Consider the following 21,171-nt stretch of genomic DNA (forward strand, 5'->3'; position numbering starts at 1 on the left):
ACGGGTCCTGGGGGGGGAGGCGGCGTTTTTCCTCGCCCACCCCGGTTCTCACTTTCTGGTGGTTTTTTTGGGGGGTCTACTTCTTTTACTCCCCATTTGCCATTAAATCGGGGCGGCCCGGGGGGCCGGCCGCGAGTTGTTGGACTTCAGTTGCTGACCACTGCTTCGGCGTCTTCGGCCGTGCGGATCTTGATGCCCTTTTCCTTGGCATAGGCCTCGGACGACTTCTCGATGATCGGACGCAGCAGCTTCCAGTCGGGCGCAATCCAGTCGGAGACGACGTTCCACTTCTTGCCGTCCCACTGCTGGAAGGTCACGTAGCCGTCACCTTCGTGATTGTCCCAGGAGACGTTGATGGAGTGGAACAGGTCCTTGGCGCCCAGCGCCTCGACGCGTGCCGGATCGAGCTTGAGATGCTCGAAGCCCCAGCGGACTTCGTCGCCGGTGAGCGTGCGGTTGCCGAACTTGGCCTGCGCGATGCGGACCGCCTCGACATTGAGGATGCCGTTGACGATGCCGAGATTGTGGTAGACCGAGCCGATACGGCTCTTTTCCTCGAGATTGCCTTTGCCGGCGCCGTAGACCGTTTTGACGATCTCCTGGACTACCGGATACTGCTCGCCTGACGCCTGGGTGGTGATGGCCGTATAGCCCTTGGCGGCATCGCCGGCGGGGATCACATCCTCTTCCGAATTCGACCAGACATTGCCGACGATGTGATCGGCCGGGAAGCCGGTCTTCTGCGCGGTCTTGAGCGCAACCGGGTTCATCACGCCCCAGCCGCGCAGCACCACATAGTCCGGATGCTCGCGACGGATCGTCAGCCACTGCGCCTGCTGCTCGTTGCCTGGATGCGGAACCTCGATCTGCGACAGCTCGAAGCCGTATTTCTGCGACAGCAGCTCATAGATCGGAATCGTCTCCTTGCCATAGGGCGAGCCGTGATAGAGCACGACGATCTTCTTGCCCTTGAGCTTGTCGAGGCCACCTTCCTTGGAGGCGATATAGTTCACGATGCCCGAGGTCTCGCTGTAGGGATTGAGCAGCAGCGGGAAGACGTAAGGGAACACGCGTCCGTCCGTGGTGTCGGTGCGGCCGTGGTTGATGGTGATCAGCGGCACCTTGTCATCGGTGATGCGGTCGATCATGGCATAGGCGATGCCGACCGAAAGCGGGTTCCAGGCGGCGATGCCGGGATTGCTCTTCAATCGTTCATAGACCTCGACGCCCTTCTCGACCTCATACTGCGTCTCGCCCTCGCTCCAGGTCAGCTTGACGCCGTTGACGCCGCCGTCGCGGATGTTGATCAGGTTGAGATAGTCGATGAAGCCGCCGAAGAAGCCGGTGCCGCCGGCGGCATAGGGGCCGACGCGGTAGCTCTGCAGGGGAAAATACTGCTCGTCGGCGTGGACCGCCGTCGCGCCGAGGACGAAGGCCGTGGCGATCGCCGCTTTCTTGAGGTGACTGAAGAAGGTCATGGATTGCGTCTCCTGAGGTTGTGGTCCGTGAGAGGATGTCGAGCGGCGCTCAGCTGGACCTTGAGCCGATCCGTCGTTTCAGGCGGTCGAAGAGGGCCGACAGCCCGTTCGGTTCCGCGATGAGGAAGATGATGATGAGCGCGCCGAGCACGATGCGCTGGCTCATGTCGAGAACACCCGAATCGAACAGTCCGCCAAACAGGAAGGCGCCAAGCCGCGACAGGATGAGCGGAAAGATGACGATGAACGCCGCTCCCAGAAAGGCGCCGCGTATCGAGGCCAGCCCGCCGATGATGATGATGAACAGGATCTGGAACGAGCGGTCGAGATTGAAGCCGGCCGGCTCGACCGTGCGCAGATAGGTGAAGGCCCACAGCACCCCGGCGACGCCGATGATGAAGGACGAGATGGCGAACGCGAGCAGCTTGGTCTTCAGCACAGGGACGCCGATCACCCGCGCGGCGGTTTCGTTGTCGCGCACGGCGATGAAATTGCGGCCGGTCGCGCTGTTGACCAGGCGCCAGACGAGCGCCGTGAGCACGATGACCGTGGTCACCGAGAGCAGGTAGCGGCCCGTCGCCCTGTCGAGCGAGAAGCCCGCAACGGCAAGGTGCGGCGCCGAGATCACTCCGGATGGGTTGTCGTTGGAGAACCAGCCGAACTTGGTCAGCGCCCACTGCACGAAGAACTGGGCGGCGAGCGTCGAGACGGCGAGATAGAAGCCGCGCAGGCGCAGGCTCGGCAATCCGAACACGACGCCGATGCCGGCGGCCGAAATCCCGGCCAGGATCATGGTCGCGGCCAGCGGCAGTCCTTCGACCCGAAGGTTGAAATTGTAGGCGGCGAAAGCGCCAACCGCCATGAAGGCGGAGGAGCCCAGCGAAAGCTGGCCGCAATAGCCGGTCAAAAGGTTGAGGCCGACCGCCGCCAGGCTGAGCGCAAGGAACGGCAGCAGGATCGCCTCGACGAGATAGCTCGACGCATAGGCGGGGATCAGGCCGTAGGCCACGGCAATCAGGGCGACGGGCAGAGCTAACCTCTGCCAGTCGATGGGAAGCCTTGCGGCATCGAGCGCTTGCACGGCCATCGGTCAGACCCTTTCGACAGTCTTCTGGCCAAACAGGCCGGAGGGGCGCACCAGCAGGACGACCAGCGCCAGCGCATAGGCGAACCAGCCTTCGATGCCGCCACCGACAAAGGGTCCGAGGTAGACCTCGGCGAGCTTCTCGCTGGCGCCGATGATGAGGCCGCCGACGATGGCGCCGAGGATAGAATCGAAGCCGCCAAGCACCAGCACCGGCAGCGCCTTCAGCACGATCAGCGACAGCGAGAACTGGACGCCGAGGCGCGCGCCCCACAAAAGTCCCGCGACCAGTGCCACGAACCCCGCGGCCGTCCACACCGTTCCCCAGATCCGGGGCAGCCGCAGCCCGACGGCAAGCGCGGCGAACTGGTCGTCTGCGACGGCGCGAAACGCCAGGCCGATCCGGGTCCAATAGAAGAATGCGCTCAAGCCGGCGACCATCGCCGCGGCAATGCCTGCAGCAAGAAGATCGAACGACGAGATCAGGATGCCGCCGACCTCGAACGGCGTGTCGTCGATGCCGAGATCGAGCCCGTGCACCTGCGTGCCCCACACCAACTGGGCAGCGCCTTCAATGATGTAAGACAGGCCAAGCGTGGCCATGAACAGCGTCATCGGCGAGCGATTGACCAGCGGCCTCAGCACAGTTCGCTCGATGGTGAAGCCCAGCGCAACCATGACTGCGAGGGTAATGAGCAGCGAAAGCCCAAACGGGATGCCGCGTTCGACAAGGCTGACAAAGGTGAGTGCGGCGAACAGCACCATCGACCCTTGCGCGAAGTTCAGCACGCCCGATGTCTTGTAGATCAGCACGAAACCGATGGCGACGAGCGAATACATGACGCCTGAGAGCAAGCCACCGACCAGCACCTCGATGACGAAGAGGAAATCATAGTAGCTCATCGGATGCCCTCGCCATCTTCGCCTTCGGCGGTGCCGATATAGGCCCGGATCACCGCCGGATTGGCCCTGACCTCGGCCGGTGTCCCGTCGGCGATCTTGCGGCCGTAGTCGAGCACGGCGACGCGGTCGGAGAGTCCCATGACCACGCCGATGTCGTGTTCGATGAGGATGATGGTGACGTCGTGCCGGTCGCGCGCTGCGCGCACGAAACCGGCCATCTCGGCCTTCTCGGTCGCCGTCATGCCGGCCATCGGCTCGTCGAGCAGCAGGATCTTCGGCTCGGCGACGAGGGCGCGCGCCAGTTCGACCCGCTTCTGCAGGCCGTAGGGCAGCGTTGCGACCAGGCGATCGGCCACGGCCTCGAGATGCAGGAAGGCGATTGTCTGGTCGACCTTTTCAGCGATCGCGGCATCTTCGCGCCGGGCGCGCGGTAGACCAGCGATATGTTCGACGAAGCTGGCGCGCCGGGTGTGGACGCGGCCCGACGCGATGTTGTCGCGCACTGAAAGCCCACCGAACAGTGCCAGGTTCTGGAAGGTGCGCGCGACGCCGAGCCGTGCCAGACGGCTTGCCGACAGCCGGGAGAAGGACTGGCCATCGATCGCGATCTTGCCCTGATCGGCGTGATAGAGGCCGCTGATGATGTTGATCAGCGAGGATTTGCCGGCGCCATTGGGACCGATCACAGCGCGAATCTCGCGGCTTTTGACCTCGAGGTCGACATCCCGCAGTGCCGTGACGCCACCAAAGGAAATGCTGATCCCGCCCAGCGCCAGGATCGCATCAGCCTTTGGCGACAGGCGCGCCGGGCGCGTGTCCTCGACGGGATCAGCACCAGCAAGAATGCCGGAAATTTCGGGCGAGCGCTCGTATGCGGCGGCTCCCAGCGAAGCACCAATCATGAAACATTCCTAATTTTGAAGGCGTGCGGGCGGCGGCCTGAAGGCCGTGCCTGTCCTATTCCGCGGCGACGAGCTCCCTGTCGCGCGCCGCTTCCAGTTCGCGCACCAGAGGGATGACGCGCTTGCCGAAGAACTCCACCTCTTCCTGGAAATGCAGGAAACCGAGCAGGATCAGATCCGCGCCGGCATCCTTCAGCTTGAGGATGCGTTCGGCAATCTGTTCCGGCGTGCCGATGAGATTGCTGCGGAAGCCGTCATTGTATTGGACAAGATCCTCGAAGGAGGATTTCGCCCAGTTGCCTTCGCCTTCCGGCGAGGCCTTGCCGGCATTCTTGACCTCATCGGCGAAACCCTGCACCGCCTCCGGATTGGCCTTGGCGATGATCTCGTCGAGCACGGTGCGCGCTTCTGCCTCGGTTTCGCGAGCGATGGCAAAGGCGTTTACGCCGATCTTCACCTTGTGGCCATTGGCCTTCGCCTTGGTCTTGATGTCGTCAACCTGCTTCTTGATCTCTTCCGGCGTGTTGCCGTTGGTGAAATACCAGTCGGAAACCCGCGCAGCCATGTCGCGCGCCGCGCGTGATGAGCCGCCCTGGAATATCTCCGGCTGCGGATCGATCGGCTTCGGCTTCATCGAGTAGTTGGTAAAGCGATAGAAGTCGCCCTTCAGCGTGAAATTGTCCTCGGTCCAGATGCCGCGCAGCGCACGGATGAATTCCTCCGAGCGGCGATAGCGCTCGTCATGGTCGAGCCACAGCTCGCCGATGGCGGCGAACTCACCGCGGAACCAGCCGCTCACGACATTGACGGCGACACGGCCATTGGTCAGGTGGTTGATGGTGGCTATCTGCTTGGCCGCCAGCGCTGGATTCCAGGGGCCGGGCAGGATCGCCGCGATGACTTTCAGCGTTGTGGTCGCCGCAAGCAGGGCGTGGCTGAACGATACGGATTCGTGCTGGTTGTCGGCGCCATAGCCGGCGGTGAAGCGTATCTGGCTCAGTGCGTAGTCGAAGCCGTTGGCCTCGGCGATCTGGGCGAGCTTGCGGTTATAGTCGATGTCCCAACCCGTCCGCTGCTCGATGTTGGAGATGACAAGGCCGCCCGAGACGTTCGGGACCCAGTAGGCGAATTTCACGTCGTCGGAATTCGAGGTCATTTCGTTCGTTTCCCCTTTTGATTGGCTTCAACCGACGCGCGTGGCGACGGCAGTGTTTGCATCACTGGAATTAACCAAGGAGACCGCTTCGGTAGCGGCCCGTGAGATGCGCTCGAAAATCGCTGCGCCGACGATCTTGGCATCGACGAAATCGTCGGGCGCGCCGTAGACGCCGGTCGGGACGGTGACGGCCCCGAAAAACCCGAACAATGGCCGGAGCTGATGTTCGAGAACCAGGCCATGGTATGGACTTCCGCCGGTCGCCGCGAGAAGCACGGTCTTGCCCGTCAGTGCACGATAATCGACGAGGTCGAACAGGTGCTTGAGGGCGCCGGTGTAGGACGCCCTGTAGACCGGCGTTCCGACCACGAGCAGATCGGCCTTCTCGACACGCTGGATGATCGCTTCGCCAGACGCGCCAAGCGCGCCACGAGACAACCCGGCGAAAATCGAAGGCGCCGCCTCGGTGATTTCGATCAAGCCGGTGTCTGCCGGGACACGCGACGCGACCGCCTTGACCAGCGCGCTCACCACCGCGGTGGTGCGGGATGGCGTACTAACGCCGCCGGATATGCCGAGAACCGAAATTCTTGCCACGTGTCGTCGATCTCCTGTTCCACCAAGGGGATGCCGGTTGCCAAGACGGGATGGGACGATATTACACAAAATCTATAGAGATAAGGAATTATCTTTTGATTTTTCCAAACCATTGAGAAAATCGGAGTGCTGACGCCTCATTAGCATGAGCTCTAACATCCGATTGGCGGCAAACCGCGGGCGCAGACCGGCCAGGCTTGATCGTGGCGATCGGCGCTCCGTTGCCCGGTGCGGCCCGCGCAGCAGATTGTCACCACCGGCACGTCGCGCTTTTGGTCGTCGATCGGCGTCGCCGCCGTGATAGCTGCCGTTGAATCGGACCCCGAACTGCCGCTCGGCGCCGAAACGCCCGCTCACATCGAGATGCCCGCCGCGCTGGGGGCTCGACCGTGTCAGATCGACCTCGGCCCGCGCGCTTGGGATGATATTGGTCGTACCCCCCGAGACTGCTGTTCGGCGCGATGCCATAAAGGAGCGCCACCGGTCCTTTGAGAACCTCGATCGCTCGATATAATCGGTGAACAAGCGATAGGTCGGCGCGACCCCGAACACACCATCGAACGCGACCTCGCCAAAATTTCCTTCATTGATCGGAAAGCCGCGAATGTAGAAGGAATCCAATATCCCGCCGGTTGAATGGGTGCTCCGTACCAAGGATCATTGATCATCACGTCGTCCACCGTGCGTGCGCCCTGATCCTCGATCGTTTGCGCCGTGTAGCTGCCTATGTTGAACGGCGTATCCATGATGTCGCGATTGCCGAGCAGGCCCAGGCGCCCGCCTCGCGCGACTTGTCCGCCCGGATACGCTTCCGGCAGATTGTCGATCGTTGCGGTCAGGGGCAGGCCGCCCAGCCCCACCACCACGATGCGCTCGAGCACCGTGCCATGGAATGTTCGTTTCATTGTTGACAGGTTAGTCATGCAAGACCTCCTGACCATCCTCACCCAGCTCTCGCCAGGCAAGGCAAAACGTTCTTGGTCCTTGGCGTGAGGGGACTTGGATGAGGAAATCTGTTGGGCTGTTCGCTGCGCTGGCCGTGATGGGTCAGGACGCCGCTGCGCAGGAGTCGACGGCTGATCGTCTGATGAAACTAGATCGGGAAGACGGTTATGCCGGACTTTTCTGAAACGCCGGTGGCTGGCGCCCGAGGTCAGAACATATCGGTTTTCGCTCGCCTTCCCTCTCGGCTCACTCACTTGTGCGGCATACAATAGACGCCCTCGGATTCCATGAGTACCGCGCCGCCCTTCAACTCGCTCATTGCGCCGACCCAGGCTTCCGAATAAGTGCGGCTGGCATCCACGGCCGTCAGCCAAAGAACGCGATTGTCAGCCAGTTCGACTTTAACTTCCTGCTGCAAAGGGCTTGCCTGCACGGTCTGTTGATAGTGCCGTTTGATCCTGACATTGCTGGCCGGGAACTCAGCTTCGTTGCTGCCATAGTTCAGCACAAACCTAGTATGGTCCTCGGCCACTGTGCAACTGCCGTCACGCTCACACACGATTTTGGCGGCGGTCTTGCAGTCCCATTTCAGTGAAGCGGGCCACATCGGATTGTCCGCGCTCGATCGCGGCTTCTCGCTCTGGCTAGCCACCGCCAAGCCTGCCCATGGGCCCATTATCGCAGTCGACAGGAGCAGCGCCTTCAACACTTATTACCCTTCCCTGATCCAGTACCGTATTGCTGTCTCGAAGCTATCGCTGGCGTCGGGGTGAATGAACCGGACAGACACGCCTTGTGATCCTCATGGCGACTCATCCTGCGTGATCGCCTGGCTTATGGCATGTTGAGATTGAACCAGCTTTTCTGGCGCATGCCGTTCGCGTCGTCATACTCGATGAACCAGGGCTTTCCGCGCACCGGCCGAGAGATGGTGTAGTAGGTGGGGCCATTACCAAGGGAATGCCCTCTATCGTTGCCCGTGATCTGGATTTTTGCCGTCACCAACCTACCGTTGATTTCGATCTGGGCCTGTCGAGATCCGTTGTCATGGTCTTGGCCGAGACGACTATTCGTGAAAGTGGCGGGCAGGGTGAGCCTGTCGGAGCTGATACGGCAGATGTTCCGTTCTTGCCTCATTCCTCGCCGATCGGAGTCGTAGCTGCCAGCTGCTTGCCAGCCAGCTGGACAATCCTCATACTTCTCGAATCTCGCGGCGCTGGAGTTGGCTTGTGGACAGATCGGCCAGTTAAAACCCGGCGCTTTCATCGCCGCCATCAACTTGTAGATTGACGGGTGGCAAGAAGGAGTGGCCTGCCAGTCACCGGACAGGCAGAGGAGGACCTGACAGCCCCATTCCGATGCCTGTGATTGGGATGGAAGAGCCGCGGCGCCCACGACGACGGCGGCACCCACCAAGAGATATTTCAGCATGTTCATAGCCTTTTCCTCGCTGCGGATTCTGATACTTTACTATGGATCATCCGCGCGAAAAAGGACAGATCGAGAAGGCAGGTTGTGCGACTACATCGATTTATGAAACGAGACGACGCGGGCCTGGTCAACAACCCGTTGCGCGCCAACATTGCGAGAACGCTGGAGCGGGAGAGAGCTAGGCGTGGCCTATCCCATATGCACATGGCCGAGCTGTTCCGGACCGTCGAGGGCGAAAGGCTCGCCTACCGGACATACATCCAGACCGTGCGACAGAAAAACAATGTCACCCTGACGACGTTGCAAATCATGGCAAGCGGCTTGCATGTTTCAGTTGCGGACCTGCTCGCGGGCGGAAAACAACTTCCCGAATGGGCGCATCAGTTGGACGAAAATGCAATCCGCATGCGTCTGGCGCACATCATCGACATTGAGCGAAAACGACGCACTTTGCTCCGCTATAAGATGGCCGAGCTCATCGGCGTGGCGGAGGCGACATTCATGAAATTGGAACGCGCAAGCGGCAATATCAGCGTCGACACAATTGCGGCGATCGCCAAGGCGTTGAAACTTGATCCAGCGACCTTCCTCTTTTCCGATAAGGTCCCGCCATCAACTGATCTACCTGATTCTGACGCACCCGGAGGCGTAGGTTCTCATTTCAGAGTGCCGTGAACTTCCAGCGTCATCATCCGTCTAAGCTGCGCTACACAGAATGCCTGGCAGGTTTTCGCCGTGATAGCGCATACCGGTGCAATTCAGGTGAAAATGGAGCAGAGCTGACAATTAGGCGCGCCACGTGTGTACCTTTTTTCGCCCGCGCCTGAGGAACGACTGCCATGACGTGGCGGCAGTCGAATGCACCGGAATCCTGATCTCTACGGTTGTGCCGGCACCGGGAGCGCTGTTGATGATGAGCCTTCCTTTCAGCGTCGAGACCATCTGGGAACATGCGGTCAGTCCAAGGCCAGTATGATTCCCAGCTCGCGTTGAAAAGAAAGGTGTAGTTGCCTTCACAAGGATTGCAGGCGACATGCCTGCGCCGTTGTCCGCCACATCTAGTACGAGGTAACTGCGCAGGAGGAAGGGACGTCGCTTGACTGTCGCGGAGATGAGAATTGGGGCGTTTCTGGTGCCGGATAGAGCGGCAAGAGCGTTTTCTATCAGCTCATTAACGACCAACCGTAACGGCGTCGCCGGAACAGGTTGCAGACGTGCTTTAGGATCGACCAAAACTTGCACCAAACTGCTGCGATCGTGCGCGAGATCCTCTAGGAGTGGGCCGAGCGCCACGGTGCTGGAATCTTGTGGCGCATAGGCGATCTGAAGGACACTGTTGGTGATCGATTCCAGTTCAGTAGCAGCACTGCGCGCAGCCTCAAGCATTTCGCCGCTCGGTTGCTTGTCTGGTTGTGCGTGCTCAAGGAACAGCCTCAAGGCTGTAACCCGCGATCGGGTCATATGCGCAAAGAGCGAAGCGAACGAGCGCATATGCTGGTCACGGCGATTGGCCAAAGCATAGCGCTGATGGATAACGAGATAAAAGGTGGCACCCAGGCCAAGTGCGATGGCAAAGATGAACCAGTTGCGCGAGGCCGCAATGTCGATGCTGGCGGTCTGCTGCAAGGTGGCACTGTGATCAACGGTAGAGCTGGAAATCTCGTAAATTGACTGTTCCAGCTTGGCCATGTCGGCAATGGCTTGGGTGTAGTTTGTACGCGCTGACACAAGAGGGGCAATTTTCTGTTCGAGGGTTAGGCCAATCCGGCCCAGGAGTTCGGCATCGTGGTCGGGAAAAAAGCGGTTCAGATAGGGCAGGTTTTCCAACTGCGCGACGTTGACGTTCACCAACGCCATTTGTCGATCGATGTCCGCATCAAGCTTGCCCGTCTCGTCGGCAATGCGAAGATAGCCATAGACTCGTATAAGGCGCTCGCGAATCTGTGCCGCGCGCCACTGAATCTCGAAAGTCTGATTGAGGATGGCATCCGTCTCCTGACGGTAGCGGTTCGATTGCATGAATGTCCACGCACTCAGCCCAAGCGCTGCAGCCATACCGAGATACGGCAGAACAGTGAGCAAACGGCCGTTTAAGAACTTCATTGCGTGGCGCGCAGGATGACTGGGAAAAACACCCAGATCGAGTTTCTTGCGGGAACATATGAAGCAGGCAATTGGTCGAAGGGCCAAACAATGAAGATGGGGCCTTTCTCTACCATGCTGATCGGGCGGAAATCCTGGCCCGGCGGGCAATGCGAGCCGGCCTTGTCACTCTCGTTGCAACGACGTTCGATCGCCAGGATCGGATTATAAGACCGGATTTCGTCCATATGAATGTCGGAAACGAAGTTGTCATAGGCGACAACTTTGACCTCCTGCACGGCGGTGACTCCGGCCTTGGCAAGCACATTTGCAAGCAGCGGCCCACGATATTCGATTTTCTCGTTGTCGCTCGTCCAAGGCGTACGCGTTTCATAGGTCTGTTGTGGAAAGTCTGCCCGCAGCTGCTTTACTGAAAAAACGGCGACAGTCTTGCCGCTGGCGTCTTGAACCGACACTTCGTTGGGATCGAGCGGCATTTCCTCGGCGGCGCTGGCGAGCGGAAGGGCTACGGCAAACATGACGGCGAGAGCATTACGCAACATCTTCCACATCCTCGTATTCGCGGGGGCCATCGTTCTTAGCGAAGAGGACGCAAGGTCCTCGGGAGCCCCGCGGATCGTAGGCAAATCCCTTTTCTGCTAGGGCAAGGGTGATGTTGCGGATGCCGTCAAGGCCATAGAGGTGGTCGTGCAGCTCAAGAAAGATGCGTTCGACGCCGGGCAGCTCGGCATCCTGCAGAAGTTCTTTCTCAGCTCCTTCAATGTCCATGACGAGGGCGTTTATTCGATGATCGGCGATGAAACGATCGACGTCGGCCGAGACGATCGAAAGTTCGCGCTCATATGGTCCTTGGTCTTTGTCCGTGGAAGACATCCAAAGGTCGCGGCGAACGTAGAAGGTGAAGGACCGCGGCGGGCCTGCTGTGAGGATACCCTGCGAATATGTGACATTGTCGAGATCGTTGGCCGCTATCACGCGCTTCGCTAGTTCCGCTGTTGCGGGATTCGCTTCAAAAGCCCACACCTGAACGCCGGGGATTTTCGCGATCAGTGCGGTGATGATGCCGATACCGGACCCTAGCTCCAGTACGCGATCGCGCGCCTTGACTGCCCTGAAGATCCACTTCGCTTCCTTCGCCTCATAGCTCTGGCTTTGAAGCGCTCTCCAGATAACCGGCGAAACATCCTGTGGTGCGACAGGAACCTTGATTCCATGGACGATCATGGGAGCAATTGTCTCACAGACCTCGTGGGAGCGGATGGCCTTGCCGCATGAGCTTGGCGCGAGCCTGCTTGTAGTATTTCTCGGCCGAGCCGGCATCAATGGCCAGCCGGTCGGCCATCAGCGAAAAGATTTCCTTGCGCTTCACGCCGGGTTCGCGATGCGCCATCATGTCGATGGCCTCTTGTTCGCGCGGTGTAAGAACAGAAAAGCGATAATCGGGTTTCGTCATGACAACCCGCGACAGGCGCAACGAGAATCCCTTGGTGGAAATATCGTCCAGCACGTCCCTGAACACGCCGGGCGCAAGCCCGGTCTTGCCGAGATAGGCGGCAGCGCCGATTTGCCGGAAGCCATCCGCCTCGCAACGGTTGTCAGAACCGGTGACGACAACATGGATTGCACTGGGTGAAGCCTCGATGATCTTGTCGACGACAGCGACGCGGTCGCCCTGTGAGGTGGGATCAAAACCGGGCAAGCCAGGATCGATCACGACAAGATCGAAATGATTGTTTTGAAGCTCGGCAGTCGCGATGTTCAGCGTCTCCGCTCCCAGGACAATGCATTCTTCGAAGCTTGCTTGCACTTCGTTCATCAGTGCCAGACGCATAAGTGTCTGGTCTTCGACCACCAGGGCACGAAACATTGGAAGCCAATCCCTCTACGCATGCGCCCACCGCCCCTGTCTCTCAGAATTGGTCGCTTCAAAAAAGGGATGATGTCATCCCTATTTTTCCTCACCTCCCGAGCTACCAGTATGTGACCGACGTACGCCAGGGCGAGGACGATGCCTATTCAACAGGTCTGCAGCAATGGACAGATGGAAGCGGCTGAAGACGTCGCAAAACTGATTGCGGAACATCGTCAGAGGCTCGCTGACCTTGAACGTCTCGGAAAGCGAGCGATGCAGGCCGAGGGTACGGACGCGATCTTGCTGGGTCAAAGGCTGGACGCGGTCATGGCGGAAGAGGCCACGGTGCGAAGGCGTGCTGCCATTGCTCCAGTAGCCACTATCGCGGAAATGAAAATGAAGGCTGCTTACTTCCAACGGCTGACGGCTCATGGCTGGTGCGAGATTGATGTGGACGATTGGCGCGCGTTGCTCGGTTCCTTCACGAAACTGCAGCCCTAAGAAAAGAGCGCCGAAATCCATGAGGCCACGGTGTTCCAGGCTGCGTACATTCCCGCCGGCAGCAAGATGATTGCGATGAATGCGACAGCATCGCCAATGGCACCGTCAGTCCGTCCTTCCACGGGATAGTAATATTTTTGCCCTTCATCATCGTGTTTCACTGTTTTCTCTCCAACCCTTGGCTCAGCAGCAGTTGCACAGGATGCTGAAACGTCGTGCCCCACAAACCCGCACGTTTCATCTTAGCGTTGATTTCCGCGACGAGGTAGTTCTGATTGACGGCTTTGCCCTTTGCTGTCGTCGCGGCAAACGCGTATCCGGTTGCTATGAGCGCTGTGCCGACGTCGATTGTTTCGCCATTGAGCTGCGCACCGCACACGACAAAAACCGCCTTGTCGAGGGCATAGCCGATTGGCTGGCATGTAACCGCGGCGCTATCGAACAGGGCAGCCAGGTGCGCCAGCGAGGTGTTCCCGCAATCGATTTTGTTACCATTTGGCTCTTCAGCTGACGTGCCTCGAAGACATGACTGGACGCCATAGAGGCGGAAAAGGTGATCTCCGTCACGCCAGGTATCTCCGGTCAGCAGTTGAGCCGATTTCGATACCGCGAAGGGCGTTGGCACGGCAGACTCGGATGCCTCCTGGGCCTGGGCCGAAGCGCACAAACCAAATGCGGCCAGCACTGCGAAGCTCGCCTGCTTCATTCCTGGAACTGTCCACCGAGGTCGGCGGAATGCTCGAGATCGGGGCGCAGCGACTTGTCGTCCTTGTTACGTCCGATTGCCGCCATGTCGAAAAAAACCATTTCGTCATCGTCGTAGGCGACGTTGTACGGGTCGTTTGCATTGCCCGCACCCACGAGCGAGAAACATGACACCGCATCGGGTTCACCCTTCCTGCTTTGCAGCACAAGTGTTTTGCAAAGCACGACAGATGCACGATCGTTGTAGATTGCCCCTTCATAGTCCCGCGCGGCCTCCGTGCAGTCCCATTGCTGCGTCTTGTACGTAATCTTCGGTTTTGGGCAGGCCGCGAGGCCGCGCAGTCGATACGTCACGCCGTTGATGACGCGCTCGGTCGCCGACGGCACCTTAACCGGCGAGATAAGGGCGGCCGCATCGCGCTGAAAGAGCGCGCCTTTTGCATCATAGCGTTCATAGACGAACACCTTCTCGCCCGGCTTGGCAAACTGGAGCAGGTAGTGCTCCGACGGCTGGGCAAAGGCACTCGGGGCGTCGGCGCCGGCAGCATAAGCCGCGGTGCCCTGAAGCAGCAAAACCATGCAAAGGGCCGTCTGTCTCATCGAAATCCGTCCTTGCGATTACATACAGTGTTGACACTTTACTAGGGCTGCGTGTAGCCATAGTAAAGTGTTAAATTTTGGCGACACTATGAACGCTCGATTCGCTCTCCTGCTCACCCTGTGTGGCGCCACGATGCCGTTCAATGCGCACGGCCAGGACCTGGCATCAGACCGCGTAGCAGTTGCCTTTGCAACACCGGCGCAAGCCCTTGCCGCGGTCGGGGCGCAAAGGCCGGGGGCGTGTACGACCGGAAATCGTGCTGAGGTCTCCCGACTTGTGCGTTCAATCGCGCAAGAGGAAGGGTTCGACGCCGATCTGGCCGAGGCAATTGCATGGGCCGAAAGCGATCTCGGCGCAAGTCAGGGTCCGTCGAAGGCCGGAGCCCTAGGGATCATGCAGCTGATGCCAGGCACGGCGGCCGATCTCGGCGTGAGCGACCGTTGCGACACAGAGGCAAATGTACGGGCTGGCCTCCGCCATCTGAAGTCACTCTATGACGAGTTCCAGGATCCGCTGCTGATGCTGGCGGCTTACAACGCCGGGCCCAACAGCGTCTACAAGGCGCAGGGCATTCCGGTGAATCCGGAAACTGCAGAATACATCGTGAAAATACTGAACCGCTGGAAGTTCGGCGGTGTCGTGAAGAAGTCTGCCCTGGCCAAATCCGAAACGCTCGCGGCCGCTCCGCCAGCAAGCGAGGACGCTTGGCAGGACGGTCATGTCATGGATTTCGGCAACTGAAAGGAGCCAAAGGGTGGAATACAGGAAAGCGGGCAAATTTGCCCTGAAACTGGCCTTGGCCTCGGCGGTCGGAATAGCTCTCGCGCCAGCCACTGCGTACGCCCAGTCGGCGGCACCAGTCGAAAATGTGCTGGAATGGTTCGTCGGAGTTCTGCAGGGCAACATAGCGCGCTCATTCGCCATCATCGCGGTCTGTTTTCTTGGCTTCCTCGCCATGACGGGCCGGCTGGCGTGGATGATGGCTTTCTCCATCATCATTGGCATCGCTCTGATCTTCGGCGCTGCCCAGCTGGTGGATGCGGTTCGTGCGACCGCGGGAGGCAGCTGAGGCATGGATGACGAGGAAGTCTATGTCGAGCCGGTCAGCCTGCCACTGACACGTCCCCCGATGAAATGGGGGGTGCGGTATGAGGTTTTTGCACTGAACGGCATCCTGGCGGTGATCGGTTTTATCGCCACGAGCAGCTTCATGCTCGGCCTTGGCGTGTTCGGCGTGGTGCATCTGGTCAGCGCATATCTGTGCCAGCGCGACCCCTACATGTTCCATATTTTCGAGCGGCGCGTCTCCAAACGCGGAGCGGTGGCGAACCTTACTTTCTGGGGGGCGAGGAGCTATTCGCCATGAGCCTCGATACTGACCTGAAATTTGGCCGTGAGCGGCGGCGTGAAAAGCCCGCGGCGATGCACATTCCTTACCTTCGCCATGTCGATGACAACCTGATCGTGACGAAGAGCGGCTTTCTGGTGGGCGTCATCCAGCTCAGTGGCCTGCCCTTCCAGACGATGGACCAGGCCGAGTTGAACAGCCGCATGTTCAACCGCAACACGACATTCCGAAATCTCTCAACCTCTCGCTTTGCGGTCTACACAACGATCATCCGCCGCCACGTGACGCCGGAGATCGAAGGCGACTTTGACAACCCTTTCGTGGCCGAGCTCGACGCCCGCTACATGGATGAGCTTGGGGCGAAAAACCTTTTCGTCAACGAAGCGTATCTGACGGTCATACGCCGGCCGATGGTCGGCCGCGTGGGCTGGGTGGACAAGGCGCTCAATGCGTTCCGCATCAGCACCGCAGGCGAAGAAACCCGCGAAGAGGCGATGGCCGAACTGCATGACGTTCTCGACGGCGTCGTCAAGGATTTTACGGCTTATGGTGCACGTCTTCTCGGGGTCGTGAAGCGCCGCAACGGCTTCTTTTCCGAGCCTGCGGAATTTTTGGCGAAGATCCTCGCCGGCGGTGGCGACGTAGAAATGCCTTTGCCGCGCATGTCCCTTGGCGATGTGCTGGCGACGCGACAGCTGTTTTTCGGCAAGTCCGCGTTGGAACTTCGCGGACCGGACGCTGGCAAGCTCGGCGCCATGGTGTCGATCAAGGAATACCCTCCGTTCACCGCGCCGGGCTCATTGGACGGTCTCTTGCGCCTGCCGCATGAGTTTGTCCTGACGCAAAGTTTTGCGATCGAAGACCGGGTAACCGCGATGCGCAGGATTAACACCATCGCCAACCAGGTGGAGGGTTCCGACGAGGCGGGCACGACAGTCGAGCAGTCCGTCCACGACGGCGCCGACAAGCTGGCCGGCGGCGAAGTCGTCTTCGGACAACATCACATGAGCGTCATGGCCTTGGCACCGGACATGACTGGGCTCAACCGTGCGCTATCCGACATCACGGCCGAGCTTTCGCGCATGTCGATCGTGCCGGTTCGCGAGACGCTGAACACGGAACTGGCCTTCTGGGCGCAGTTGCCGGGAAATTTCAGCTACATCGCGCGACGTGCGTTGATCTCGTCGCTTAACTTCGCCGGCCTTTTTTCAGGACACAATTTCCCGTCGGGCCAACGCGAGAGGCTGCACTGGAAACGCCCTATTGCCTTGCTCGAAACGACCAGCCAGACGGCCTACTACTTCAATTTCCACGTTCACGATGTCGGGCACTTCACGGTGTTCGGCCCGACCGGCTCGGGCAAGACCGTGGTGCTGTCCTTCCTGATGGCGCAGGCCATGCGCATCATGCCGCGTCCGCGATGTGTATATTTCGACTACATGCGCGGCGCTGAAATTTTCGTGCGGGCGCTCGGCGGGCGCTACGAGGTGATGGAGCCTTCCCAGCCGACCGGGTTTGCGCCATTGCAGCTCGAGGACACGGCAGAAAACCGTTCTTTCCTGGAAGATCTGCTCATCTACATTTTGACCCCGGAAGGCGGCGCGCTGGACGTGGCGGAAATGCGCGTCATCAACGCCGCCGTCGACATGATCTACAAGATCCCGCGCGAACAGCGGACCTTCGACCTGCTGCCGGAAGTGCTGCGGGGGTCGCTCATGCCCGGCATGAACGATCTGGCCGCGCGGATACAGCCGTGGCTCGACCCGAAGGACAAGGGCTGGCTTTTCAACAATCCCGTCGATCTCATCGATTTCTCGAAGCCGGTTGTCGGCTTCGACATGACAAAGATTCTGGGCGACCGAAAGCTGCGCTCGGCGGCGTTGCTCTATATCTTTCATCGTCTTGAGGACGTCATCGACGGCTCGCCGATCATGCTCTTCCTCGATGAAGGCTGGAAGCTGTTGGATGACGAGGTTTTCGCGGCCTTCATCAACGAAACTCTGAAGACCATTCGTCGCCGCAACGGCGTGGTTGGCTTTGGCACGCAGACGGCGGAGGACGTCGTCAATTCCGCCATCTCGTCGTCGCTGATCGAGCAAACGAAGACCAACATTTTCTTCCCCAACCCGAAGGCGAGCAAGGACTCCTACGTCGAGCGCTTCTCACTGACAGCGAAGGAATTCGAGTTCGTGCGCCGCACCGCGAAGGAAACACGCACCTTCCTCGTCAAGCACGACAGCGACTCGATCGTAGCCAAGCTCGATTTGTCGGCGATGCCCGATCTCATCAAGGTCCTGTCCTCGAACGAAGCCAACAGCAAGGAATGCGCGCGGCTCCGGGAGACCTTCGGCGACGAGCCGGAGATGTGGCTGCCATACTTCTGCGGATGGGAGAACGAGCATGACGAAGCGGCTTAGCAGCGCTTGTCTGGCCCTGGCTCTCGCGACGGCGGAAAGCATGAGCGTGGCTGTCGCTCAGATCGCGGTCATCGACGGGCAGAACCTCGACAAGCGGCAAGAGGACGAGCAGCACAGCACGAAGTCGGATGAGGCCAAGAAGGACGAAACCGACAAGAAGAAAAGCGTCGTCTGCACCTATTCGAACAAATACCGCTCACAGATGTTTCGCCGGTCGCCTGCTGAAGCGCTGCAGCGCGACGCGGGCAACGTGAAGATGATCCGCTACTATGCGCAAAAGTACGGCGTTCCCGAAGGCCTGGCGCTCTCCGTCGCCTATCAGGAATCGCGCTTCGACACATGCGCCGGGAGCCACACCGGCGTCAAAGGCGTCATGCAGCTGACCAAGGGCACCGGCAAGTCCATGGGGCTGGACCGTGACGTGAACGAGCAGAATGTCGAAGGCGGCGTCAAATATCTCGGAATGGGCGTGAAGCAATGCGGGGCGACGAATTACAGCTGTCTCGCCTCCTTCTACAACGGATCGAACGCAGGGGAGCAGAGCCAATGGGCCGGCGGTGTCGGCCGTTGGAACAGCTACTTCAACGACTATGTGTCGAGCGGCAAGGCTCCGGCCGCCGCGCCGCCACCATTCTCGATCGTAACGGCCGGTGGCGCACGCGGCACGGCCCAGGACGCGGCCATGGGTGCAGTGAGGAAGGCGGCTGGCGGCCTTGATGCAAGCTCATCGCAGATGGGCGCCAACGACGCGGCAATCGACGCGCTGGCGGGCAATGTTGGCCAGGTGACCGAATACAAGGACGCCTGGGAGCTGAACTCGTCCGCTCGTGGGATCAACGCCGGTGTCACCAACCAGTACCTCGCCCAGGCGGGCGACTTTACGGCGTTGCTGGGCCAACTTCTGTCGGTGCAGAACGTTCAAGCATCGCAGGCGTCGAAGCTGGTGCAACAGCCGAAGGGCGGTTCTCCAAACCCTTTCTCTTGTGATCCCGTGGAACTGGAACGGTTGAAGATCGATCGCGGCCGGTGGCTACCATGCGCGGTTGAGAACGCGGGGACAAGCTCAGCCGACAGCCGCTCGATGATCATCACCAGTGATCCTGCCGGCGCTGCCAGCGTCATTAATTCTCTACAGCAATAGGAGGCTGACATGAACAAATTCGCGATTGCCGCCAGTCTGGCGCTTTGGGCAAGCACGGCCCACGCACAGATTGCCGTCATTGATGGCGCCAATCTCGATGTCGCCCGCAAGAATGCGGACAACACCAACTCCATCATGGACTCCAACAAGGATATCCTGAAAAAGAGCGAGGAGATCCTGCAGGCTCTCAGCGGCAGTCGTGACGGTTCGCTCGGCATCGGACAAATGGGCCTCGGCGGCAACATGTCGATTGCCCAGGCGCCGTCGTTCGGATCGATCCTGAACGGCGGGGCTCTTTCATTTGGTGGCCTGTCACCGGAAATCCAGAAAATCGCCGGCGCCGTCATCAATGGGCTCCAGCTGGTGAAGCAGCTCCAGCAGATTGCCGGCAAGGAGACCAGCGCCGTCAACACCGCCTATGGCGGCAGCGTCAACGTGGCCTCGCTGCTAAGCGCGCTGACTTCGCAGGCCTCGCAGGGCGTGACCCAGCGCCAACAGTCCCTGCAGTCTGCAAGTGGGCAGATCGGGCAGTCGCAGGACGTCAAGGGATCGGTGGACCAGAACACACGAATGCAGCTGGAAAACGCGCGCGCGGTCAACGAATTAATCGGCGTCCAGAACGGCGCGGTCGCGGCCCTGAATGAGAAGCTGAAGGGAGATCTTCTTCGCCAGAGCCAGGTGCAGAAGATGATGACACCGCGCACCGTCAATCCGTTCGCGGACTTTGGCAAGAGCGGGGGTTAGCCCTTTGTTGAGGCGGGTGTTGCGCACATGCCTTGTGATTGGGCTCAGCGCGGGGCTTTTCGGTTGTGCAAAACGTGAACTGAAAGCGCCATGCGGGCCTTTGGCGTATGCCCACGCTGACAACTGCGGCGCGCTGAAGCCGGTCAATTCAACGCCGTTCGCCCGCATCATTGACGAGGATCCATGAACGGTCTCGCCGCAAGCATCCTCGGTGGCATTGACAACATCGGAGAGGACTTCGTTCGCACCGTCTATATGCAGTTGGGCAATGCGATGGGCAACGTCTTCACCCTCATGCTGACCCTCTATATCGTGTGGTGGGGCTACTCGATCCTGAGCGGGCGAAAGGCGATTTCGCCAATCGAAGCGGCTTATCGCCTCGGCCGCGCCGTCATCATCTATCTGCTGCTGACCGGATGGGGCACATTTTCCGCGACGATCTACCAGCTTGTGCAAAGCATTCCAGATGAGGTCGGAAAGGTGATCGTCGGCGCCGTGTCGCGAGCCACAGGCAATCAGCTCAGCGATCAGGCGGCGATTCCAGCGCTTGTCGACAACCTCTACCAAGGGGCGCAGGACGTGGCCAATCAGGTCTACAGCGGATCCTTCTATGACATTTTTGGCGCGCTGCTGTCGCTGCTCGTTCTGCTGTCGGCCATCATTTTCGCAGCGCTCGCCATTGCGGCGATCATCGCCGCCAAAGTGATGTTGTTCATCACGCTCGCCTTGGCGCCGATATGGATCATTCTTTGGCTTTACCGCTGGTCCTCGCGTATGAGCGAAGGCTTCCTTTCGCTCACCACCTTTCTGATGATCCAGCAAGTCCTGATCTACGGCTTTCTCGGTTTCTACTTCTCGCTCGTCAACGCGGCGCTGAACACCGCGACGTCCGGCGGAGCGACCATGGACAGCAAAATGTCCCTGGTGCTGCCGCTGGTGCTGGTGACGATCATCGGCATCTACGTTCTCATGCAGATACCCTCGATTGCTTCGATCCTGAATGGCGGCGGGTATCTCAGCACCGTGGGAGCTCGCTACTCATATGGGACGTTCGGCAGGAATGCCGTGCGCTATTCCGGCGCGCGATGGGCCGCCGGCCGCGCCGCTCGGGGCGCCGGGCAGCTCGCGGCAAACAGTTTTCGATCTTCGCGAGCAGCGAGGTCGGATGCCGCAACCCGATCCGCCATCCAGCAAGGTGCGCGCGATAACTCCAGGCCTCTAGCCTAGGACACAAGAACGATCACCGATCGCGGCGTGGATCAG

The 21,171-nt window shown here is 59.9% G+C and carries 25 protein-coding genes and 1 pseudogene; 10 read left to right on the plus strand and 16 right to left on the minus strand.

Annotated features, from left to right (window positions below; genetic code table 11):
• Positions 1-146 precede the first annotated feature (146 nt).
• The 7 genes and pseudogenes from NKH63_RS29250 to NKH63_RS29280 all read right to left on the minus strand — a co-directional run.
• Positions 147-1,478 carry an ABC transporter substrate-binding protein gene (locus tag NKH63_RS29250; RefSeq protein WP_352516270.1) on the minus strand — a complete coding sequence of 444 codons (1,332 nt, stop codon included), beginning with the start codon at positions 1,476-1,478 and terminating at the stop codon, positions 147-149.
• 49 nt (positions 1,479-1,527) lie between these two features.
• Positions 1,528-2,565, minus strand: a complete 1,038-nt coding sequence (locus NKH63_RS29255; RefSeq protein WP_023722896.1) for a branched-chain amino acid ABC transporter permease — start codon at positions 2,563-2,565, stop codon at positions 1,528-1,530.
• A 3-nt stretch (positions 2,566-2,568) separates the two neighbouring features.
• Positions 2,569-3,465, minus strand: coding sequence for a branched-chain amino acid ABC transporter permease (locus NKH63_RS29260; RefSeq protein ID WP_352919949.1), 897 nt, complete (start codon positions 3,463-3,465; stop codon positions 2,569-2,571).
• Positions 3,462-4,367, minus strand: a complete 906-nt coding sequence (locus tag NKH63_RS29265; RefSeq protein ID WP_352919952.1) for an ABC transporter ATP-binding protein — start codon at positions 4,365-4,367, stop codon at positions 3,462-3,464. Before NKH63_RS29265 ends, NKH63_RS29260 begins: the two co-directional genes overlap by 4 nt.
• 55 nt (positions 4,368-4,422) lie before the next feature.
• A complete protein-coding gene (sfnG, locus tag NKH63_RS29270) occupies positions 4,423-5,523 on the minus strand; it encodes a dimethylsulfone monooxygenase SfnG (protein ID WP_352516268.1) in 1,101 nt (366 codons plus the stop codon).
• 27 nt (positions 5,524-5,550) lie between these two features.
• The gene (gene msuE / locus NKH63_RS29275) at positions 5,551-6,120 is read right to left on the minus strand and encodes an FMN reductase (RefSeq protein WP_352919955.1); all 570 of its coding nucleotides are present in this window, start codon (positions 6,118-6,120) and stop codon (positions 5,551-5,553) included.
• A 254-nt stretch (positions 6,121-6,374) separates the two neighbouring features.
• Positions 6,375-7,061 (minus strand): annotated as a pseudogene (locus NKH63_RS29280) (TonB-dependent receptor plug domain-containing protein); the annotation flags it as partial.
• A gap of 62 nt (positions 7,062-7,123) precedes the next feature.
• On the opposite strand from NKH63_RS29280, the gene NKH63_RS29285 reads away from it, so the two are divergent.
• The gene (locus tag NKH63_RS29285; RefSeq protein ID WP_023722890.1) at positions 7,124-7,249 is read left to right on the plus strand and encodes a hypothetical protein; all 126 of its coding nucleotides are present in this window, start codon (positions 7,124-7,126) and stop codon (positions 7,247-7,249) included.
• Positions 7,250-7,315: 66 nt separating this feature from the next.
• Here the strand turns inward: NKH63_RS29285 and NKH63_RS29290 are convergent, their stop codons facing one another.
• Together NKH63_RS29290 and NKH63_RS29295 are read right to left on the minus strand one after the other, a co-directional pair.
• A complete protein-coding gene (locus tag NKH63_RS29290; RefSeq protein ID WP_031195338.1) occupies positions 7,316-7,774 on the minus strand; it encodes a hypothetical protein in 459 nt (152 codons plus the stop codon).
• A 125-nt stretch (positions 7,775-7,899) separates the two neighbouring features.
• A complete protein-coding gene (locus NKH63_RS29295; protein ID WP_352808324.1) occupies positions 7,900-8,502 on the minus strand; it encodes a hypothetical protein in 603 nt (200 codons plus the stop codon).
• A gap of 198 nt (positions 8,503-8,700) precedes the next feature.
• On the opposite strand from NKH63_RS29295, the gene NKH63_RS29300 reads away from it, so the two are divergent.
• The gene (locus NKH63_RS29300) at positions 8,701-9,171 is read left to right on the plus strand and encodes a helix-turn-helix domain-containing protein (RefSeq protein WP_352919958.1); all 471 of its coding nucleotides are present in this window, start codon (positions 8,701-8,703) and stop codon (positions 9,169-9,171) included.
• 111 nt (positions 9,172-9,282) lie between these two features.
• Here the strand turns inward: NKH63_RS29300 and NKH63_RS29305 are convergent, their stop codons facing one another.
• Genes NKH63_RS29305 through NKH63_RS29320 form a run of 4 tightly spaced genes read right to left on the minus strand, consistent with a single transcriptional unit; the run spans position 9,283 to position 12,466 of the window.
• A complete protein-coding gene (locus NKH63_RS29305; RefSeq protein ID WP_023722885.1) occupies positions 9,283-10,599 on the minus strand; it encodes a sensor histidine kinase in 1,317 nt (438 codons plus the stop codon).
• Positions 10,596-11,141, minus strand: a complete 546-nt coding sequence (locus NKH63_RS29310; RefSeq protein WP_352919961.1) for a putative pterin-binding protein — start codon at positions 11,139-11,141, stop codon at positions 10,596-10,598. Before NKH63_RS29310 ends, NKH63_RS29305 begins: the two co-directional genes overlap by 4 nt.
• Positions 11,131-11,823, minus strand: a complete 693-nt coding sequence (locus NKH63_RS29315) for an FkbM family methyltransferase (protein ID WP_023722883.1) — start codon at positions 11,821-11,823, stop codon at positions 11,131-11,133. Before NKH63_RS29315 ends, NKH63_RS29310 begins: the two co-directional genes overlap by 11 nt.
• 13 nt (positions 11,824-11,836) lie before the next feature.
• Complete coding sequence (locus NKH63_RS29320) at positions 11,837-12,466, minus strand: response regulator (protein ID WP_352648702.1); 630 nt, start codon at positions 12,464-12,466, stop codon at positions 11,837-11,839.
• A 141-nt stretch (positions 12,467-12,607) separates the two neighbouring features.
• Between NKH63_RS29320 and NKH63_RS29325 the strand changes: the two genes are divergently transcribed.
• Complete coding sequence (locus NKH63_RS29325) at positions 12,608-12,952, plus strand: SPFH domain-containing protein (RefSeq protein WP_352700052.1); 345 nt, start codon at positions 12,608-12,610, stop codon at positions 12,950-12,952.
• Here the strand turns inward: NKH63_RS29325 and NKH63_RS29330 are convergent.
• The 3 genes from NKH63_RS29330 to NKH63_RS29340 are packed head-to-tail and all read right to left on the minus strand — an operon-like array spanning position 12,949 to position 14,257.
• The gene (locus NKH63_RS29330; RefSeq protein ID WP_352808321.1) at positions 12,949-13,113 is read right to left on the minus strand and encodes a hypothetical protein; all 165 of its coding nucleotides are present in this window, start codon (positions 13,111-13,113) and stop codon (positions 12,949-12,951) included. The genes NKH63_RS29325 and NKH63_RS29330 overlap by 4 nt on opposite strands.
• Positions 13,110-13,658 (minus strand): thermonuclease family protein, encoded by a 549-nt coding sequence (locus tag NKH63_RS29335; protein WP_352919964.1) that lies wholly within the window; start codon positions 13,656-13,658, stop codon positions 13,110-13,112. The genes NKH63_RS29330 and NKH63_RS29335 overlap by 4 nt, the downstream gene beginning before the upstream one ends.
• Positions 13,655-14,257, minus strand: a complete 603-nt coding sequence (locus NKH63_RS29340) for a hypothetical protein (RefSeq protein ID WP_352919967.1) — start codon at positions 14,255-14,257, stop codon at positions 13,655-13,657. The genes NKH63_RS29335 and NKH63_RS29340 overlap by 4 nt, the downstream gene beginning before the upstream one ends.
• Positions 14,258-14,345: 88 nt before the next feature.
• Between NKH63_RS29340 and NKH63_RS29345 the strand changes: the two genes are divergently transcribed.
• The 7 genes from NKH63_RS29345 to NKH63_RS29375 all read left to right on the plus strand — a co-directional run bounded on the left by NKH63_RS29345 (position 14,346) and on the right by NKH63_RS29375 (position 21,135).
• A complete protein-coding gene (locus NKH63_RS29345) occupies positions 14,346-14,999 on the plus strand; it encodes a lytic transglycosylase domain-containing protein (RefSeq protein ID WP_352919970.1) in 654 nt (217 codons plus the stop codon).
• On the plus strand, positions 14,977-15,327 hold the full coding sequence (locus tag NKH63_RS29350; protein WP_352919974.1) for a TrbC/VirB2 family type IV secretion system protein: 351 nt from the start codon (positions 14,977-14,979) through the stop codon (positions 15,325-15,327). Before NKH63_RS29345 ends, NKH63_RS29350 begins: the two co-directional genes overlap by 23 nt.
• A gap of 3 nt (positions 15,328-15,330) precedes the next feature.
• Positions 15,331-15,624: a VirB3 family type IV secretion system protein gene (locus tag NKH63_RS29355; protein WP_023720449.1), complete on the plus strand. Its 294-nt coding sequence runs from the start codon at positions 15,331-15,333 to the stop codon at positions 15,622-15,624.
• Positions 15,621-18,023, plus strand: a complete 2,403-nt coding sequence (locus NKH63_RS29360) for a VirB4 family type IV secretion/conjugal transfer ATPase (protein WP_352919977.1) — start codon at positions 15,621-15,623, stop codon at positions 18,021-18,023. Before NKH63_RS29355 ends, NKH63_RS29360 begins: the two co-directional genes overlap by 4 nt.
• Complete coding sequence (locus NKH63_RS29365; protein ID WP_352919980.1) at positions 18,007-19,164, plus strand: transglycosylase SLT domain-containing protein; 1,158 nt, start codon at positions 18,007-18,009, stop codon at positions 19,162-19,164. The genes NKH63_RS29360 and NKH63_RS29365 overlap by 17 nt, the downstream gene beginning before the upstream one ends.
• A 9-nt stretch (positions 19,165-19,173) precedes the next feature.
• Positions 19,174-19,908, plus strand: coding sequence for a type IV secretion system protein (locus tag NKH63_RS29370; protein ID WP_352919983.1), 735 nt, complete (start codon positions 19,174-19,176; stop codon positions 19,906-19,908).
• A gap of 183 nt (positions 19,909-20,091) precedes the next feature.
• Complete coding sequence (locus NKH63_RS29375) at positions 20,092-21,135, plus strand: TrbL/VirB6 family protein (RefSeq protein ID WP_352919987.1); 1,044 nt, start codon at positions 20,092-20,094, stop codon at positions 21,133-21,135.
• The last annotated feature ends 36 nt before the right edge of the window (positions 21,136-21,171 follow it).

The organism is Mesorhizobium sp. M0960 (assembly GCF_040319055.1).
Lineage (GTDB): Bacteria > Pseudomonadota > Alphaproteobacteria > Rhizobiales > Rhizobiaceae > Mesorhizobium.

What these genes read in the sequence shown, in the direction of transcription:
- NKH63_RS29250 (WP_352516270.1), bottom strand. Translation starts at nt 1,478, where the DNA reads ATGACCTTCTTCAGTCACCTCAAGAAAGCGGCGATCGCCACGGCCTTC.
- NKH63_RS29255 (WP_023722896.1), bottom strand. Translation starts at nt 2,565, where the DNA reads ATGGCCGTGCAAGCGCTCGATGCCGCAAGGCTTCCCATCGACTGGCAG.
- NKH63_RS29260 (WP_352919949.1), bottom strand. Translation starts at nt 3,465, where the DNA reads ATGAGCTACTATGATTTCCTCTTCGTCATCGAGGTGCTGGTCGGTGGC.
- NKH63_RS29265 (WP_352919952.1), bottom strand. Translation starts at nt 4,367, where the DNA reads ATGATTGGTGCTTCGCTGGGAGCCGCCGCATACGAGCGCTCGCCCGAA.
- sfnG (WP_352516268.1), bottom strand. Translation starts at nt 5,523, where the DNA reads ATGACCTCGAATTCCGACGACGTGAAATTCGCCTACTGGGTCCCGAAC.
- NKH63_RS29285 (WP_023722890.1), top strand. Translation starts at nt 7,124, where the DNA reads ATGAGGAAATCTGTTGGGCTGTTCGCTGCGCTGGCCGTGATGGGTCAG.
- NKH63_RS29295 (WP_352808324.1), bottom strand. Translation starts at nt 8,502, where the DNA reads ATGAACATGCTGAAATATCTCTTGGTGGGTGCCGCCGTCGTCGTGGGC.
- NKH63_RS29300 (WP_352919958.1), top strand. Translation starts at nt 8,701, where the DNA reads ATGGCCGAGCTGTTCCGGACCGTCGAGGGCGAAAGGCTCGCCTACCGG.
- NKH63_RS29305 (WP_023722885.1), bottom strand. Translation starts at nt 10,599, where the DNA reads ATGAAGTTCTTAAACGGCCGTTTGCTCACTGTTCTGCCGTATCTCGGT.
- NKH63_RS29310 (WP_352919961.1), bottom strand. Translation starts at nt 11,141, where the DNA reads ATGTTGCGTAATGCTCTCGCCGTCATGTTTGCCGTAGCCCTTCCGCTC.
- NKH63_RS29315 (WP_023722883.1), bottom strand. Translation starts at nt 11,823, where the DNA reads ATGATCGTCCATGGAATCAAGGTTCCTGTCGCACCACAGGATGTTTCG.
- NKH63_RS29320 (WP_352648702.1), bottom strand. Translation starts at nt 12,466, where the DNA reads ATGTTTCGTGCCCTGGTGGTCGAAGACCAGACACTTATGCGTCTGGCA.
- NKH63_RS29325 (WP_352700052.1), top strand. Translation starts at nt 12,608, where the DNA reads ATGCCTATTCAACAGGTCTGCAGCAATGGACAGATGGAAGCGGCTGAA.
- NKH63_RS29335 (WP_352919964.1), bottom strand. Translation starts at nt 13,658, where the DNA reads ATGAAGCAGGCGAGCTTCGCAGTGCTGGCCGCATTTGGTTTGTGCGCT.
- NKH63_RS29340 (WP_352919967.1), bottom strand. Translation starts at nt 14,257, where the DNA reads ATGAGACAGACGGCCCTTTGCATGGTTTTGCTGCTTCAGGGCACCGCG.
- NKH63_RS29345 (WP_352919970.1), top strand. Translation starts at nt 14,346, where the DNA reads ATGAACGCTCGATTCGCTCTCCTGCTCACCCTGTGTGGCGCCACGATG.
- NKH63_RS29350 (WP_352919974.1), top strand. Translation starts at nt 14,977, where the DNA reads ATGTCATGGATTTCGGCAACTGAAAGGAGCCAAAGGGTGGAATACAGG.
- NKH63_RS29355 (WP_023720449.1), top strand. Translation starts at nt 15,331, where the DNA reads ATGGATGACGAGGAAGTCTATGTCGAGCCGGTCAGCCTGCCACTGACA.
- NKH63_RS29360 (WP_352919977.1), top strand. Translation starts at nt 15,621, where the DNA reads ATGAGCCTCGATACTGACCTGAAATTTGGCCGTGAGCGGCGGCGTGAA.
- NKH63_RS29365 (WP_352919980.1), top strand. Translation starts at nt 18,007, where the DNA reads ATGACGAAGCGGCTTAGCAGCGCTTGTCTGGCCCTGGCTCTCGCGACG.
- NKH63_RS29370 (WP_352919983.1), top strand. Translation starts at nt 19,174, where the DNA reads ATGAACAAATTCGCGATTGCCGCCAGTCTGGCGCTTTGGGCAAGCACG.
- NKH63_RS29375 (WP_352919987.1), top strand. Translation starts at nt 20,092, where the DNA reads ATGAACGGTCTCGCCGCAAGCATCCTCGGTGGCATTGACAACATCGGA.